Annotated in this window: 18 protein-coding genes; 9 read left to right on the top strand and 9 right to left on the bottom strand. The window is 36.3% G+C overall.

Annotated features, from left to right (window positions below; all coding sequences use genetic code 11):
- Nucleotides 1-31: 31 nt before the first annotated feature.
- The 4 genes from IGL13_RS03635 (at nucleotide 32) to IGL13_RS03620 (ending at nucleotide 3,084) form a co-directional block, all read left to right on the top strand.
- Complete coding sequence (locus IGL13_RS03635) at nucleotides 32-988, top strand: YydG family radical SAM peptide epimerase (RefSeq protein WP_002378121.1); 957 nt, start codon at nucleotides 32-34, stop codon at nucleotides 986-988.
- Nucleotides 972-1,568 carry a hypothetical protein gene (locus IGL13_RS03630; RefSeq protein WP_002383385.1) on the top strand — a complete coding sequence of 199 codons (597 nt, stop codon included), beginning with the start codon at nucleotides 972-974 and terminating at the stop codon, nucleotides 1,566-1,568. Before IGL13_RS03635 ends, IGL13_RS03630 begins: the two co-directional genes overlap by 17 nt.
- A 156-nt stretch (nucleotides 1,569-1,724) precedes the next feature.
- Nucleotides 1,725-2,366, top strand: coding sequence for an ATP-binding cassette domain-containing protein (locus IGL13_RS03625; protein WP_002385078.1), 642 nt, complete (start codon nucleotides 1,725-1,727; stop codon nucleotides 2,364-2,366).
- A 37-nt stretch (nucleotides 2,367-2,403) separates the two neighbouring features.
- Complete coding sequence (locus tag IGL13_RS03620) at nucleotides 2,404-3,084, top strand: peptide ABC transporter permease (protein WP_002401553.1); 681 nt, start codon at nucleotides 2,404-2,406, stop codon at nucleotides 3,082-3,084.
- A gap of 159 nt (nucleotides 3,085-3,243) precedes the next feature.
- On the opposite strand, the gene IGL13_RS03615 is transcribed toward IGL13_RS03620, so the two are convergent.
- From IGL13_RS03615 to IGL13_RS03605, 3 genes are read right to left on the bottom strand one after another with little or no spacing between them, the layout of a single operon-like run.
- Complete coding sequence (locus IGL13_RS03615; protein WP_002370682.1) at nucleotides 3,244-3,558, bottom strand: nucleotide pyrophosphohydrolase; 315 nt, start codon at nucleotides 3,556-3,558, stop codon at nucleotides 3,244-3,246.
- Nucleotides 3,551-3,850, bottom strand: coding sequence for a hypothetical protein (locus IGL13_RS03610; protein WP_002358867.1), 300 nt, complete (start codon nucleotides 3,848-3,850; stop codon nucleotides 3,551-3,553). Before IGL13_RS03610 ends, IGL13_RS03615 begins: the two co-directional genes overlap by 8 nt.
- The gene (locus tag IGL13_RS03605) at nucleotides 3,831-4,793 is read right to left on the bottom strand and encodes a helix-turn-helix domain-containing protein (RefSeq protein WP_002378118.1); all 963 of its coding nucleotides are present in this window, start codon (nucleotides 4,791-4,793) and stop codon (nucleotides 3,831-3,833) included. The genes IGL13_RS03610 and IGL13_RS03605 overlap by 20 nt, the downstream gene beginning before the upstream one ends.
- A 126-nt stretch (nucleotides 4,794-4,919) precedes the next feature.
- On the opposite strand from IGL13_RS03605, the gene proC reads away from it, so the two are divergent.
- Nucleotides 4,920-5,735: a pyrroline-5-carboxylate reductase gene (proC, locus tag IGL13_RS03600; RefSeq protein WP_002355848.1), complete on the top strand. Its 816-nt coding sequence runs from the start codon at nucleotides 4,920-4,922 to the stop codon at nucleotides 5,733-5,735.
- Between the two features lie 59 nt (nucleotides 5,736-5,794).
- Here the strand turns inward: proC and mapP are convergent, their stop codons facing one another.
- Complete coding sequence (mapP, locus tag IGL13_RS03595; protein ID WP_002358863.1) at nucleotides 5,795-6,619, bottom strand: maltose 6'-phosphate phosphatase; 825 nt, start codon at nucleotides 6,617-6,619, stop codon at nucleotides 5,795-5,797.
- 65 nt (nucleotides 6,620-6,684) lie between these two features.
- Nucleotides 6,685-8,853: a PTS transporter subunit IIBC gene (locus tag IGL13_RS03590; protein WP_002378117.1), complete on the bottom strand. Its 2,169-nt coding sequence runs from the start codon at nucleotides 8,851-8,853 to the stop codon at nucleotides 6,685-6,687.
- A gap of 280 nt (nucleotides 8,854-9,133) precedes the next feature.
- Here IGL13_RS03590 and IGL13_RS03585 point away from each other — a divergent pair, with 280 nt between their 5' ends.
- Genes IGL13_RS03585 through bopD form a run of 4 tightly spaced genes read left to right on the top strand, consistent with a single transcriptional unit; the run spans nucleotide 9,134 to nucleotide 14,120 of the window.
- Nucleotides 9,134-11,428, top strand: a complete 2,295-nt coding sequence (locus IGL13_RS03585) for a glycoside hydrolase family 65 protein (protein ID WP_002378116.1) — start codon at nucleotides 9,134-9,136, stop codon at nucleotides 11,426-11,428.
- Complete coding sequence (gene pgmB, locus IGL13_RS03580) at nucleotides 11,421-12,089, top strand: beta-phosphoglucomutase (RefSeq protein WP_002355844.1); 669 nt, start codon at nucleotides 11,421-11,423, stop codon at nucleotides 12,087-12,089. Before IGL13_RS03585 ends, pgmB begins: the two co-directional genes overlap by 8 nt.
- On the top strand, nucleotides 12,079-13,086 hold the full coding sequence (locus IGL13_RS03575; protein ID WP_002378115.1) for an aldose epimerase family protein: 1,008 nt from the start codon (nucleotides 12,079-12,081) through the stop codon (nucleotides 13,084-13,086). Before pgmB ends, IGL13_RS03575 begins: the two co-directional genes overlap by 11 nt.
- A 23-nt stretch (nucleotides 13,087-13,109) precedes the next feature.
- A complete protein-coding gene (gene bopD / locus IGL13_RS03570) occupies nucleotides 13,110-14,120 on the top strand; it encodes a LacI family transcriptional regulator BopD (RefSeq protein ID WP_002358859.1) in 1,011 nt (336 codons plus the stop codon).
- Nucleotides 14,121-14,193: 73 nt separating this feature from the next.
- On the opposite strand, the gene IGL13_RS03565 is transcribed toward bopD, so the two are convergent.
- From IGL13_RS03565 to pta, 4 genes are all read right to left on the bottom strand, one after another.
- Nucleotides 14,194-14,403 (bottom strand): hypothetical protein, encoded by a 210-nt coding sequence (locus IGL13_RS03565; protein WP_002355840.1) that lies wholly within the window; start codon nucleotides 14,401-14,403, stop codon nucleotides 14,194-14,196.
- A gap of 169 nt (nucleotides 14,404-14,572) precedes the next feature.
- Entirely contained in the window at nucleotides 14,573-15,094 is a 522-nt protein-coding gene (locus IGL13_RS03560) for a GNAT family N-acetyltransferase (RefSeq protein ID WP_002355839.1), read from the bottom strand.
- On the bottom strand, nucleotides 15,087-15,581 hold the full coding sequence (gene tsaE / locus IGL13_RS03555) for a tRNA (adenosine(37)-N6)-threonylcarbamoyltransferase complex ATPase subunit type 1 TsaE (protein ID WP_002401551.1): 495 nt from the start codon (nucleotides 15,579-15,581) through the stop codon (nucleotides 15,087-15,089). Before tsaE ends, IGL13_RS03560 begins: the two co-directional genes overlap by 8 nt.
- A gap of 141 nt (nucleotides 15,582-15,722) precedes the next feature.
- On the bottom strand, nucleotides 15,723-16,706 hold the full coding sequence (gene pta / locus IGL13_RS03550) for a phosphate acetyltransferase (protein ID WP_002355836.1): 984 nt from the start codon (nucleotides 16,704-16,706) through the stop codon (nucleotides 15,723-15,725).
- Nucleotides 16,707-16,815: the final 109 nt, after the last annotated feature.

Genomic DNA, 16,815 nt, shown 5'->3' with positions numbered 1-16,815 from the left:
TCAGTTTTATTAGATATTAATGAAAGAAGGTGTGAATCTTTTGTATGAAAGTGTTGTTGTGAATTTAGGTGCAAGATGTAATGCTTCTTGCGAGCATTGCTGTTTCTCTTGTTCACCTACAAAAAAAGAAGCATTAGATAAAAACGAAGTGATCAACTTAGTAGAGAATTTTTCAAACAATCCAAAAATAAAAACTATCTCTTTTACTGGTGGAGAAATATTTTTAAATTATCCCTTTTTATATAGCCTATTAAAAATAGTTAATTCCTCTGGAAAAATCAGTACTTTAATTTCTAACGGTTTTTGGGGAAGAGAAATTGAAACAGTAAAAAAATATTTTTTAGATATGAATAGAATGGGAGTTACGAACCTTTCAATAAGCCATGATGATTTTCACTCAAAATTTATTAAAACTGACTACATAAGAAATATTTTAATAGAAAGTAGAAAATATCCCGATATTCAAATCACTGTAAATATAGCTGTTAGTAAAAATAGTACAGGAGATAAAATAATCCACGATTTAGGAGAAGCTATTTTAGGAATACCTGTGACTAAATTCCCTTTAATTCCTGTAGGAGAAGCCAAAAATATAAATGATGATGAATTTCAAAATATTTATTCACTAAGTCATCCTAATCAACTAAAATGTCCAGGTTTTGAACCAGTCTATCATTTTAATGGTAATGTTTACCCTTGCTGTTCACCTGCTATTTTTGATACTGCACTAATTTTGAACGATGAATTATATCAGGATTTTGATAAAACAATAACAAAAATGAACTCAAATTTGTTATTATATATCATGAGAAGAGAAGGTTTCAGTTGGTTCATCAATATAGTTTCAAATAATAATGAATTTTCTCATATAAAAATTAATAAAGAATTTTCATCTATCTGTAGTATTTGTCGTCAATTGTTTAAAACAGAAAATAACATTAAATTACTTACGCCATATATGAGGAAATATTATGAGCAAATGTTATAAATATACAGATGAAAAATATGAGGTTTTTGTTGAAAATTCCGTATTTATTAAAGATAAAGAAAAGAATGTATATTTAAAAAGCGAATTGAAAAATTTACCAAAAAGTATACAAGAATCACTAAACGAATATACTCCTAAGGTGACTGTAATCAAGTTCGCATCAATCATCACGTTCTTTATTTTTCTTCTTTTTATAAATGTGATTCTTTTAAACCATTCTGATACAAAAATACAATCAATATCTGCTAATCTACACCTTGCCTATATCTTCCTATTTTTCTATCTTTCTTTGAATATTTTTATACATGAATTAGGGCATATAAAATCTTTAAACTACATTGGAAAAAAACATCAAAAAATTGGATTTAAGATGAATTATTATATTTTTCCAGCAATCTATGTTGAAATGAATGAAATTTATCTTATTTCAAAAAATGAAAAAATAATAGTTCATTTAGCTGGATTAATTACAAATTATCTAACCATTAACTTTATTCAGGTCATCAATCTCTTATTTTTGAAAAATAAAATACTCGACAGTTCATTCATTTTTTTTCATATGCGTTGTTATGGAATCTAGTTCCTGTGTTAAACTCTGATGGTTATAAAGTTTTAATCACGTTATTCAGTGTAGATGAATTAGAAAATAAAAGAAAAAATCACTTGATTGTAAAGCTAATACAAGCAATTAGTTTGTTATTGGTCATTGAAACAGTCATTAGTTGGTTTGTGTGAGGTGACTAAGTTGTTAGAACTAAATGATTACACATTGAAAATAAATAATAAATTACTTTTAGAACATACAAAAGTTTCATTTAGAAAAGGGGTGATTAATCATATCTTAGGGAAAAACGGTGTAGGGAAATCACAATTTGCTAAGGATTTATTGTTAAACCGGAGTGGTTTAATCCCTTCTGAAATAAGTAAAAATGTTACGATTATTTCAAGCTTTTCTAATGTCCCTAATGATTTAAAAGTCTGCGAATTATTTATTCTTCTAGAGAAAAGATTTGGTTTAGATTCAGTCGCACACTTGGCTCATTCTTTGCACGCTACAAATATTTCTAAAACTTCCTTAATTGGACAATTAAGTGATGGACAAAAACAAAAACTAAAATTACTTTCTTTTTTTCTGGAAGATAAATCAATTATTGTATTAGATGAAATTACCAACGCCTTAGATAAACAGACAATTAATGAAATCTATCTATTTCTACTTGCATATATAAAAAATCATCCTAAAAAAATTATTCTAAACATCACACACAATTTATCAGATTTAAAAAATTTAAAAGGCAACTATTACTTAATTGAAGATTTCAAAATGATTCGTTTTACTAATCAAACTGAAGTTATTCAGAAGTATATTGAGGGGTGAAATTTTGGAATTAAAAAAAACGATTTCCAACAAAATAATGATTATTTTAATTGCAATTATCGTTGCAATCTTTGCAATGGGATGGATTCTACCTATTGGCATCGATAAAGTAACTAGGTTAAGTTACCGAGAATACTTATTTAGTACATATACTGTATTTACACAATTTGGCTTTCTAATGTTTTCGTTTCTAGTATCTTTCTTTATTAATAAAGAGTACTCAGGAAAAACAATTTTATTTTATCGTATGATGAATACCAATAGCCTTACTTTTTATATAAAAAAAGTTTTGACACTTACGGTAGAGACCCTAGGCAGTATTCTAGTTCTGTTATTTATCGTTTCCTTTATTTTTATGGATTTTTCTGTAATTCTGCAAATGTTTTTTTTATTATCGATGATTTCAATTCAGTATATTTTAATTGTTGCGTTGATCAGTTTTTTATCTGCTAACGTTCTTTTATCTATCGGTTTTAGCATACTCTATTGGATTACAACAGTACTTTTTGTTGCAATTGGTGGATTTTTACGTTTTTTTGCAATATTTGATGCTTCAAACGAATTATATCTAAACGTCCAGAATTTTTTAGAAGGCTCAGAAAACTCAATTAGTTTTGACCACAATTTATTAATTATCTTGTATATTATAGTTCTAACAGTCATCGCGCTGGCTATTGCAAGGGTAAATAATAAACGTTGGCTAAGACTAGGAGTATAAACGACACCCACTTCGCAGATAGGATTCATCTACTTATTCGAGACAATAGATTAAATCAAATAAAATACAACTAGTTGAAACTAAAAAAGCATCAATTTTGATACGCCCCAAACTGATATTTTTCTAAACTTTGGGGCGTGTAATCAAAATACAAGCTTCTTAGTGTGGCACTGGATATTTCAACGCATTTTTCTTCAACTTTTCTTCGATAATTTCGTCCAAATCAAACCCTAAATTATCAGCCATCATGTAGGAGTAAATGAGAACATCAGCCAATTCTTCTTTGATTCGTTCTTCTTGTTTGATGCCTTCTTCTGCTGTTTTCCATTGAAAAAGTTCTAACAATTCTGCTGCTTCTAAACAAATTGAGAGCGCCAAATCTTTTTCATTATGGTGGGGGCGCCAATTTCTTTCATCACGAAATTGATTAATTTTTGCCATTGTATCCATCTGTTCCCCTGCTTTCTTATTCATTTGATGGCAACTGAAACCCATCGAACGTTTCACCATCATAGTATTTTAATAACTGTTCTGTAGACAATAATGAGGAGGTTATTTCTTCCTCTTCAACAACTGCTTGATTCTCTTCTCTATACAACAAATAAGCCTGTAAAAGCTGTTGGTAGAGTTTTTTTCGTGAAGAGGCTTCCGCTGAAAGAAACGTTAATTCTTTTAAGTGTCCGCGATAGACAGGCAAATCATCAACGAATTCGATTGGTAATTCTACTACAGTTAACTGAAATTCTTCAAAGACTTCTTCGTACATCTGCCATTCCCTCTTTCTGTCGATATTGTTTTGGGGTCATGCCCATTTCTTCTTTAAAACGTTTATAAAAAAAAGCTTTGTCTTGATAGCCGATTCGTTCAACAATTGTTTGAATCGATAAATCTGTTTGCTTCAAGTAGTTTTTCGCCAATTGGATTCGGTAGGCTAAGACAATTTCCGTAAACGTTTTGTTTGTTTTTTCTTTTAAAAAATTCGATAAGTAATTCGGATGAAAATGAAATTTAGCGGCGACTTCTGCTAAAGTGACATGCGCAATCTGTTGCTCAATATACGCTAAAATCACCTCAACACGTTGATGATTCGACAAATAATTATCTTGCATCTTTAAAGCTTCTCTAGGCAGTTGACCTAGTTCCACCACTAGCAAAACAAAGGCCGCTTTGGTCACTTTATTATTAAAATAGGCCATTTTCACAATTTGTTTCAGCAATAATAGCGAATAGACATGAACATCCGAATTTGGCTGGCTGGCAAAAACGAAATATCGAGGAATGTTTTCAAATTCACTGCTAGCAATTTCTGTAAAAAAACGATACATGACTGGTTCTTCCGCCAGCTGATTTAAGAGCGTATCAAGAAAATAGTGCTTTTTAAAATAAAATATAATCATAGACATTCCTTGCCCCTGATAGCTAACAGAGGTGGCCTCATTGACAATCATGACTTGGCCAGCCGAAACCGAACACCTTTGTTGATCCAAATAAGCATTGCCATCTTGCTCTAAACAATAGAGCATCCGAATAAATCCTTTCGGAACGTCAATTGTTTCCGAAGATGCCAGCATAAAGCCCGCAATTTCTCGATGCGGATTTTCCTTAAATTGCGCTACTTCATTCTCAAGAGCATTGGTAGTGGTTAAATAACAATCTAAGGTCTCTAAAAACTGATAAAATGCTGCATATTGCTCTTCTTTGCTTGCCAATTAATCACCTCATAATCCAACACTTTTTACTTTACTCCCTCTATTTTTTTCTTTGGCGTTTCCTTCTATACTAGATACATGGTAACACGAAAAAAGAGATTCAACAGTTTTTAGGAGGAATTTTTTATGAAAATTAGTTTTATCGGTGCTGGAAATATGGCATCCGCTATTGCCAAAGGTGCGCTAAAAAAGCAATTTATTGCCGCAGAAAACCTTTATTTTTATGATATTCAAGTCGAAAAAACCGCCGCTTTCGCACAAGAAATTGGTGCACACGCGGTTGCTTCACCACAAGAAGCCATTGCAGTAGCTGACTTAGTTATTTTAGCGGTGAAACCGCAATTCGTTCAAGCAGCTTTACTTGAAGCAAAAGAAGCAATTTTAGACAAGCAACCGTTAATTGTTTCCATTGCAGCAGGTACGACTATTGCAGAATTGTATCAACTGTTTGAGACTACCCAACCGCTCCGTCTCGTTCGTGTGATGCCCAATATGAATGCATTGATTGGCGCAGGTGCAGCAGCTGTTTGTGGCAACGCTTTTGCATCCCCTGAAGACATCCAGACTGTTTTATCGTTGTTTCGAGCAGTTGGCCAAGCCTGGGAATTAGAGGAACAGTATTTTTCGATTTTTACTGCTATTGCAGGTAGCACTCCTGCGTATGCTTTCTTATTTATTGATTCGATTGCCCGAGCAGCCGTTAAAAATGGTATGAACAAAGAGTTGGCCTTAGAAATTGCCACACAAGCTGTACTAGGCAGCGCTCAAACTTTGGCAAATAGCACAGAGAATCCTTGGACTTTAATCGACCAAGTCAGTTCTCCTGGTGGAACCACGGTTGCTGGGATTGTCGAATTAGAAAACAATGCGTTTATTTCAACAGTCATCAAAGGGATTGAGGCCACCATCCTTCGGGATCAAGAATTAGCCAAACAAGACTGATAAGAATAATTACATGAGCGAATAAATAAGAAAAAGCGCTGAAAATTCAGCGCTTTTTCTTATTTTAGTTGAATGAGTAAGCCAAAATGATCACTGACTATCGGTGTTTTCCTACCATCAAAAATTACTTCATATTTTCGTACGTGCCACTGTTTTGGAACAAATGCGTAGTCAATCCGCAAGGCTGCTTCATTTTCTTCCCAGCCATCTATTTTTTTCTCTACTGTCGCTTCACCGCTTGTCTCTTCCGCTACAACAAATGCATCTTGAATCGGCAAGTAACTATTTTCCACTAATTGATAGCCAGTTGTACCAGCTGGGTTGTTTAAATCGCCTAAAATGACTAACGGTTGTTGCCCCATCGCTAAGTATTTCTCTAATTGTAGCCATTCATAGGCAAAACCTGTACAGGGTGTTTCCCACCAAGAAAAGTGACCAGAGACAACAGTAAGCGTACCTTTTGAACTCTCTGTCTCCGCTACTAAGATTTTTCTTGTTCGATAATTCGTTGGTTCTTGGCTTTCTGAAATAAGGAGAGCTTCACTAGTCAACGGACATTTCGAAAGTAGTGCGTTCCCTTCTTCATAAATAGCATAACCAATGTGGCTCATTTCCCAACTCCAATAATAGTGTTGGCCTTTTTCAGCTAGATATTGAACGATTAGATATGCAAAATTATCTTCATGGATTGGCGTTTGGGTCGCTATGGGACAAAAAGTAGTTAACTGTTCTAACGGCACTTTCTTGGAAGCGACTTTCTGATTCACTTCTTGTAAGGCAATTATTTCACTTTCAGAAGATAAAATCACCTTGGCAATCTCCTCTAATTTTTTTAATGGTTCTTCTTCTAACCAGCTATGAGTATTGATTGTTAAAAGATTCATCTTTTCCCCTTCTCTTACATGTTATTAGGTCGGGCACAATTATTGATTGTGCCCGACCTAATCATTTAAATTTCAATCTGTCCGATCACAGTTCCCGCAGTGGTGGTTCCTAGTTGGTTAATAACTACTTGTTCCACTTTGTCGCTGTTTGTAAAGGCGACAATAATCGTTGTTTCTTTGCCAGCTTGTTCAATCACATCCAAGTTCATTTTAGCTAGTTTCGTCCCAGCTTTCAATGATTGTCCTTCTTTAACAAAAGATTCAAAAGCAGGAGTTGCCATTTCAACTGTATCAATCCCCATATGGACAAGTACTTCGATGCCTTCTTCTGTTTGTAGCCCAATCGCATGTTTGCTTGGGAAAACACTTAGGACTTTCCCCGAAATTGGTGCCACCACCTCTCCTTCTAGAGGCTTAACTGCAAATCCATCCCCCATCATTTTTTGTGAAAAGACAGGATCATTGACTTGCGCCATTGGAATAACTTCCCCTGTTGCTACAGCCACGAAATCTTTTTTCTTACCTAAGAAATTCGTCGTTGGCGTTCCTGCTGTACTTTCTGCTATAACCGGTTCTGGAATGTCAACGCCGGAAGCTAATAAATCTTCAATATCGGATTTTAAAACATCGGCTTTTGGTCCATAAACGGCTTGAACGCCATTATCTTTCACAATCAAGCCCATTGCACCTGCCCGTTTCCACGCCTCTTCCGAACCAACTTTTTCTCGATCCTTTACACTGACACGTAAGCGTGTCATACACGCATCAACTTCTTTGATATTTTGTTTACCACCAAGTAAGTAGACAATTTGCGCGATTTGCTGATCGACGACACCTGAATCAGCCGCGCCAGATGCGATTTCTTCGCCGTTATCATTGTCGTAGTTTCCATTTCTTCCAGGTGTTGCGTAATTAAATTTTTTAATTAAGAAATTCGCTAAGAAATAAGTGACAACACCAAAAATGATGACCATTAAAACAAAATTGATTAAATCGCCACCTAAACCAGCTTTTATTGCTAGCGGTGTTCTTGTTAACAATTCAATATTTCCAAACGAATGCACACGCAATGGTAAAATATCAGCCATTGCAAAAGCAGCACCTTGGATCACCGCATAAATTACATAAAGCGGCACTGCAGCAAACATAAACATGAATTCTAACGGCTCTGTCACACCAGTTAAGAAAACAGCTAAAGCAGCAGAAAAATACATTGATTTATATTTAGCTTTTTTATCTGCATCGACATTACGATACATCGCCAAAGCCATCCCCATTAAAATCCCTGAAGAACCAATCATTTGGCCTACTTTGAATCGAGCTGGTGTCCAATTTTCTAAGACAAACTGATACTTGCTCATATCACCAGCGCCTTTAAGATTCACTAAGTCTGTTGCCCAAGCCAACCATAAAGGATCTTGACCAAAGACTTGGGTTCCAGCTTGTGCGCCAGATAAAATTTCATACGTTCCACCTAATTGTGTATAGTTGATTGGAATCGTCAACATATGATGTAACCCAAAAGGTAATAATAAACGTTCCAACGTTCCATATAAGAATGGCGCTAAAATAGGTGCACTATCTTGAGATTGCGCAATCCATAACCCAAAATTATTAATTCCCGCTTGAATATTTGGCCAAATAAGTGCTAATGCAATTGAGACAATTGTTGACCATAAAATAACGACAAATGGGACAAACCGTTTACCATTAAAAAATGATAGCGCATCTGGTAATTTCCGATAATTGTAATACTTGTTGTAAGCCATCGCACCGACAAAACCAGCAATAATCCCTACAAAAACACCCATATTTAATGCCGGGGCTTCTAAGACACTTGTAAAGAATCCCTTCACCATAATCTTGGTGCCAAATAAGGTATGCGTGAAAGCTTGTTCATCTGCCAACATTTCATTTGTTACACCAAAAATGGCTCCAGTAATACGGTTGATTAAAACAAAAGAAATCCCCGCTGCAAATGCTCCACCTGCACGATCTTTGGCCCAACTGCCACCTATTGCTAACGCAAATAGTAAATGTAAGTTGCCAATAATTGCCCAACCGATACTCTCTAGAACTCCGCCTGTTGTTACTAACAAGCCTAAATTAGGATCGATTAAAGGAAGCGATTTCCCAATACTAATCATTAAACCCGCTGCGGGCATTACTGCCACAACGACCATTAAAGCTTTCCCGAATTTTTGCCAAAACTCAAAACTAAACATTTTTTTCATTCCTGCCACTCCTTACGCAATCGGTTTCGTTATGTTGCCATTATATACTCCTGTTTCCTTTTTGTAAATGCTTTAATTTCAAAAATATTGTGGAAAACAACTCCCTACTACTTAATCCTTTTTTATTTTGTCTTTTAATAAAGCAAATAAAGCTCCTTCTAACCTACCTTTGTTTCAGCTTTTATTCATAAGATTACACTTTTTAAGCATTGACTATTGACTAATGCAATCGGTTGCGTTTATGATAGACCTATCAATAAAATCACTGAGGGGGATTCTCATGAAACAAATCAAACGTTTATTCCAAATTGATCCTTGGAAAATCCGTACTACACACTTAGATAAAGAAAATTTACGTTTACAAGAATCATTAACGAGCATTGGCAATGGCTATATGGGGATGCGGGGAAATTTTGAAGAACACTATTCTGGCGACCACCATCAAGGAACCTATTTAGCAGGTGTTTGGTATCCAGACAAAACACGTGTTGGTTGGTGGAAAAATGGTTATCCTGAATATTTTGGTAAAGTGATTAACGCAATTAATTTCATCGCAATGGACTTACAAATTGATGGACAAACAATTGATTTAGCCACTACACCTTACGAAGATTTTTCTTTAGAATTAGACATGCAAAATGGGGTCCTTTCTCGGCAATTCACCATCCAAACACCGAAGAACAAAGTGCGCTTCTCTTTTGAACGTTTTTTAAGCTTAGAAAAAAAAGAAGCGGCTTACATCCACTTAACAATTGAAATGCTGGAAGGTACAGGCACAATCACTCTTCACTCAAAATTGGATGGCGATGTTCAAAATGAAGACAGCAATTATGAAGAACATTTTTGGGAAGAAAGAGCTATTGAAACACAAGAAACACTTGGCTTTGTTACAACTAAGACCATTCCTAACAACTTTGAAATAGAGCGTTTTACAGTGACTGCAGGCATGCGCCATTTCATCGATGGAGCCTCTGTTGTGCCTACATATACACAACAGCCCTTGGCTTTAACCGCAGAATTGACGGTGTCTTTAAACGAAGGCGAAACGACCGCTATCACAAAAGAAGTGCTTGTCGTTACCAGTCGTGATGTGCCAGAAACGCAACAAATCACACGAGTAAACAAATTATTTGCAGAAATGACTACCTTGTACCCTGAAGCAAAAGCTGGGCAAGCTGCCGCTTGGGCAAAACGTTGGCAATTAGCTGATGTTGTTATTGAAGGAGATGACGAAGCCCAACAAGGCATTCGTTTTAATCTGTTCCAACTTTTCTCAACCTACTATGGCGAAGACGATCGTTTAAATATCGGACCAAAAGGCTTTACTGGCGAAAAATATGGTGGTGCCACATATTGGGATACTGAAGCATATGCTGTCCCACTTTACTTGGCGTTGGCTAAGCCCGAAGTTACTAAAAATCTACTGAAATATCGCCACAATCAATTGCCTCAAGCCATTCATAATGCCCAACAACAAGGGTTAAAGGGTGCGCTTTACCCAATGGTTACTTTTACTGGTGTGGAATGTCACAACGAATGGGAAATCACTTTTGAAGAGATTCACAGAAATGGTGCGATTGCTTATGCGATTTATAATTATGTCAACTATACAGGAGACGAAGACTATCTAAAAGATGCTGGTCTAGAAGTACTTGTGGCAATCGCTCGTTTTTGGGCAGATCGGGTCCACTTCTCCCAACGTCATAAACAATATATGATTCATGGCGTAACGGGGCCAAATGAATATGAAAATAATATCAACAATAACTGGTATACCAATACCATCGCTGCGTGGGTTCTACGTTACACCCGTGAGTCTTATTTAAAATTCCAAGAAGAAACAATGCTCAAAATTGCAGACGACGAATTAGCTAAATGGGCAGACATTGTAGAAAATATGTACTTCCCAGTGGATAATGAATTAGGCATTTTTGTACAACATGACACTTTCTTAGATAAAGATTTAATGCCTGTTTCTGATTTACCACTTAGCGAGCTGCCTTTAAATCAACATTGGTCATGGGATAAAATTTTGCGGTCTTGTTTCATTAAACAAGCCGATGTTCTTCAAGGAATTTATTTCTTCAATGACGCCTTTTCTTTAGAAGAAAAACGCCGGAACTTTAACTTTTACGAACCAATGACTGTCCATGAATCTTCTCTTTCACCAAGCATTCATGCTGTGTTAGCTGCTGAATTAGGCATGGAAGAAAAAGCAGTGGAAATGTATCAACGAACAGCGCGCCTTGACTTAGATAATTACAATAATGATACAGAAGATGGCTTACACATTACCTCAATGACTGGTAGTTGGCTAGCGATTGTTCAAGGTTTTGCCCAAATGAAAACGGACCATCAACAACTAAAATTTGCACCCTTTTTACCAGCGACATGGACAGCCTACTCATTCCACATTAATTACCGGAATCGTTTACTATTTGTTGAAGTTGCAGCAGACCAAGTGGCCTTCACTTTACTCGACGGCCCTGCAATTCCATTAACTGTTTACGATCAAAAATACACATTAAAAGATCGATTAGTTTTACCGATCAGAAAGGAAGAAGTTCATGTTTAAAGGCGTTTTGTTTGATTTAGATGGCGTTATTACTGATACAGCAGAATTTCATTACCACGCTTGGAAAAAATTAGGGAACGAAATTGGAATTTCCATTGACCGTGTTTTCAACGAACAATTGAAAGGTGTAAGCCGTGAAGATTCTCTGCAGTTACTGTTAAAATACGGAAAAAAAGAAGGCACGTTTTCTTCTGAAGAATTTGCCCAGTTAGCGCAACGGAAAAACGATTATTACTTGGAAATGATCCAAGCGATTACGCCTGAAGATGTCTACCCAGGAATTCTTTCTTTATTAACGGAATTACGTGAAGCCAATATTAAAATCGCCTTGGCTTCTGCAAGTAAAAATGGGCCTTTCCTTTTAGAAAAAATGCAATTGACGCCCCTTTTTGATGCCATTGCTAATCCAGCAGACGTTCAGGCAGGCAAACCCGCTCCAGATATTTTCATTTTAGCTGCGAAAGAAATTGATTTGACACCAGCAGAATGTCTTGGCATTGAAGATGCCAAAGCTGGGATTCAAGCGATTCTTGCTAGTGGAGCGCAACCTGTTGGCGTTGGCCGCAAAGAAGAGTTAGGCGAAGGGTTGCCCATCGTGCCAGAGACGAGCGCTTTAACGTTTGATTACTTAAAAAAAGTGTGGCTTGATCATGAAGGATAATCGTATCACCGTAACCGATATTCCAAACACAAACTTAAAGAAAATTACTTTGAAGAACGACTTTTTAGAAGTCGTTCTTCTCAATTATGGCGCGCGCCTCCATCAACTTTTGATGCCAAACAAAAATAATCATTGGGAAAATATCCTTTTATCGTATGATTCGTATCAAGATGTATTAAAGGATCAAAGCTTTTTTGGCGCCACTGTTGGACCAGTTGCTGGACGTATTCGTAATGGCCATTGGCAAAATGGAATATTAGAACAAAATAGCGACGGTCATCATATCCATGGTGGCTCAAAGGGGTGGTCTTTTCAATATTGGACAGTCGAGCCCTTTGAAAAAAAGGATATCATTGGCGTTGCTTTTCATTTAACCGACACCATTTCTGGCTATCCTGGACCAATTGAGGCCACCATCACTTATCAGCTAGAGGATAATCATTTACGAATGATCAGTACTGGACGGAGTAAACAGGAAACACTTTTTAATCCTACGAACCACGCCTACTTTAATTTATCTGGCGATGGAAAGTTAGACATTCTGTCACATTTGCTATCTTTGAACTGTCAAGGTATGTTAGAATTAGACGATAATAAGCTGCCTACTGGACGGATTTTACCAGCTTCTGAACTATCCATACGTTTTAATGAACTGACACCTATCGAAACAATCCTCCAACGCTATCCAACCGGGTTAGATGATGTTTTCCCCTTAGTTGGCTCTGACTTAAGACAGCCACAATTATGCTTACAAGAACCTACTTCTGGAAGAAAAATGACGATAGCAACAACGAACCAAAGTATGGTATTATTTTCTACGACTGGTTTTGAGGCTCCATTTTCTATTAATGGACAAGCGATGCATTCAAACTATGGCTTAGCAATTGAACCACAAGAGTATCCAGACATTGTTCATCATCCTCAGTGGGGCTCTATTTTATTACCAGCTAATAAAAAGCAAACCTACCAAACGGTTTATCAATTTAACCTTCTATAATCACTAAGAAAGGCGTGGCAAAAATGGCAATTACAGTAAAAGATGTCGCTAAGAAAGCGGGGGTTGCAACCTCAACCGTTTCGCGTGTCATTAACGATCATCCAAGTATTTCTGAATCGACAAAAAAGAAAGTGCGAAAAGTCATGGATGACTTAGGCTATGTGCCAAATATGACGGCACGGAATTTGGGTAAACGAATTTCAAGTGCCATTGGCGTAATTTTACCTCCTTTAGATTCGAAAGAACGGTTAGGGAATCCATTTTATTTAGAAATTATGGAAGCCATCAACGAGGAAGCCCGTCTTTATGATATGACTACTGCTATTGCAACTGCCAAAAGTTTTGATGTACTATTGGAAAACGTTAAAAGAATGCATCTTCAAAAACAAGTGGACGGTTTTATTCTTGTGTATTCAGATAGTAAGGACCCCGTCATTGATTACTTATACGAAAACAACATTCCCTTTACTTTAATTGGTCAACCTTATCAACATGAAACGGAAATAGTTTACGTGGATAATGATAATCAATTATTAGGGAAACAAGCGACGGAATTTTTAATTGAAAACGGCCATAAAAATATTTTATTTGTGACCAATACAACGCATGAAAGTTTGTACTTTGAACGTTACTTTGGTTATCAAAAAGCAATGATGATGCAAGGATTAACTGTTTTACCAAGCGTTGCGTTAGAAAAACCTGAAGATTACATGGCTTTCGATGATATTCTTCATCAAAATAATGCCACGGCGTTGGTGGTGATTGATGATATCTTTGCTTTGCGGACGATGCAACTTGCGCAAATCTATGGTTATCAAGTTCCTGAAACGTTATCCATTATTAGTTTTAACAACTCAATCTTTTCAACATTGACACATCCTTATCTAACAAGTATTGACATCGACACGTCAGAATTAGGGCGAATGGCGATGAAAAAATTATATGAATTAATCCATGAAGAATTGACGAATGGTGTCCGTCTCGTTATTCCTCACAAATTAATTAAGCGTGAAACAGTTATTCCTATTCATTAAAAAAGAAGCGTAAGCAGTTTAACACTGCTTACGCTTCTTTCTATGTGTACGCTCTTATTCGTATGTATTACTTTTATAAAATAACTTTTTGCGAAATTTTTTTCCAAAACGTTTCTTCTTTTGCATCAAATTGAGCTGGTTCCCCGTCAGACAATTTTTCATTTAATAATGATAATTTTTCTTGATGTTTTGCATACTCATCTTTTTTTATTAGCTCTAAACGATACGCACGATCCAAGATCGACTCTCGATAGTTAACATTCATCTTCGTTGCCTTCGCCATTTCTTACATTCCTTCCCAAAATAAATTTTCATTTTTTCGTTAAATTCTTCTATAATTATAACAAAAATATCAGAAAAATAAATATGAAACAAACGATAATTGCGAAAATTTTGTTTTTTCATGCAATTATCGTTCGATTATTTAAGAAATTAAAATTATTAACCAATAATTAATCAATCAGCAAACGCATTAAATGAACATCTAAAAATTCACCTTGGTCTGTTTTGGCGCCCCGAGGCATAATTGCCTCTGTTTCAAAACCTAATTTTTTATAGACATGAATCGCTCGTTGATTACGATCCTGTACCGTTAATTCCAAGCGACGAATAACATGACTTTCATGCGCCCAGCGAATAAGTTCTTCCATCAAGATACTGCCCAGTCCATAGCCCCAGTACTGTTTTAAAATACTAATGCCAATTTCACCAATATGCTCCATCCGCTTTTTAGAAGAAGCAGACACAGATGCGGTCCCAATGATCGCTTCTCCCGCTAATGCCACCAATAAAACATTATTTGGCGATTCATAGAGTGTTGCTAGATTTTCAGCCAATTCTGCTGTCGACATAGCCATTCCTCGCTCATCCATTACCAAATAGGGCGTTTCACTCCCAATTTTTGACATCACAGATAGTAATTGATCCGCATCAGTAGGCACTGCTTCTCGAATAGAAAATGTTTGTTCAGTCATATTCGCGAGCCTCCCACGTTTTCAGAATCTCTGCTATTCTTTCTTCTGCCAATGGACCAGTTCCGCGGAATTCAAGAACTCTCTTGTCCACTTCTTGAGAATCTTTATTTAAAATAATTTCTAAATAATCTTCTGGCAATTCTTCTTCAATCAAGCTGCCCCATTCTACAACGGATAGCCCATCTCCTTCAAAATACTCATCTAACCCTAACTCATCCGCACCCTCTTCAACACGATAGACATCCATATGGTATAACGGAAGTCGTCCTTGTGGATATTCGCGGATAATCGTATAGGTGGGACTTTTAATCATTTGGGAAATGCCTAATCCTAAAGCAATCCCTTTCGTCATTGTCGTCTTACCGGCCCCTAAATCACCAGTCAGGACAATTACATCACCAGCTTGTGCCTTTTGTCCAATGATTTGAGCAATTGCTTCTGTTTCCAATGGATTGTTCAGGACAATGTTCATTTTTTTGCCTCCCATCTGCAAGAATCTATGTATGAAAGTATACCGAAAATTCAATAAGTTGACTAGTGGCAGCTTCAAAAAAATAAAGTTGAGGCCCAAGTGTCCTGGGAACCTCAACTTCTACTTTGCTTATTTATCATGCTTCAACATAGTTAATTAGTCGTTCATTAATGTTTGAGCAGCTGTAATGATTGATAATTTATAAACATCTTCTTCGTTTGCACCACGTGATAAATCAGAAACTGGTTTGTTCAATCCTTGTAAGATTGGGCCAATTGCTTCAAAGTTACCTAAACGTTGAGCAATTTTGTAGCCAATATTTCCTGATTGTAAATCTGGGAATACAAAGACTGTTGCTTCTCCAGCCACTTTTGAGTTGGGCGCTTTTAATTGTGCGACAGAAGATACGTAAGAAGCATCAAATTGTAATTCACCATCAATCGCATATTCAGGTGCTAATTCTTGCGCAATTTTTGTAGCTTCAGCAACTTTTGTTACTTCTGGTGCTTTTGCAGAACCTTTTGTTGAAAAACTTAACAATGAAACTTTTGGTTCAATGTCAAATAATTCAGCTGTTTTGGCACTATCAACAGCAATTTCAGCTAATTCTTGTGCAGTTGGGTTCACGTTAATCGCGCAGTCTGAGAATAAATATCTTTCTTGGTCACGACCACGAATCATTAAGAAGGCACCACTTGTACGGCTTACGCCTGGTTTTGTTTTAATGATTTGTAACGCAGGACGAACTGTATCACCTGTTGAGTGGATAGCACCACTAACCATACCATCAGCAATACCCATGTAAGTTAACATAGTACCGAAATAGTTGACATCTTTTAAGATTTTTTCAGCATCTTCTTTAGTAGCTTTTCCATTACGGCGTTCAACAAATGCTTCGACCATTTCATCCCATTTTTCATAATCATTTGGGTTGATAATAATAAAGTTTGATGTGTTGATTCCACGAGCCATAGCAGCATTTGCAATATCTGTTGGATCACCAATTAAGATTGGTTCTACTAATTCATCAGATTTTAAGCGGGCAGCAGCACCTAAGATTCTAGGATCTGTTGCTTCAGGGAAAACAATTTTGATATTACGGCGTACGACTTTAAATTTTAAGCTATCGAATAATTCCACGATAAACCCTCCAGTTTTATATTTACAAAATCCATCATACACTATTCTCAAAGAAAATAACAGTTTTTTCTAGCTGTATTAGTCAAAAAAACCAATAATCCGATAAACT

The sequence above is a fragment of the Enterococcus sp. DIV1937 genome (assembly GCF_050535975.1).
Lineage (GTDB): Bacteria > Bacillota > Bacilli > Lactobacillales > Enterococcaceae > Enterococcus > Enterococcus faecalis.
Note: the sequence above shows the minus strand (reverse complement) of the source record. Positions and strands in the feature narration are given on the sequence as shown.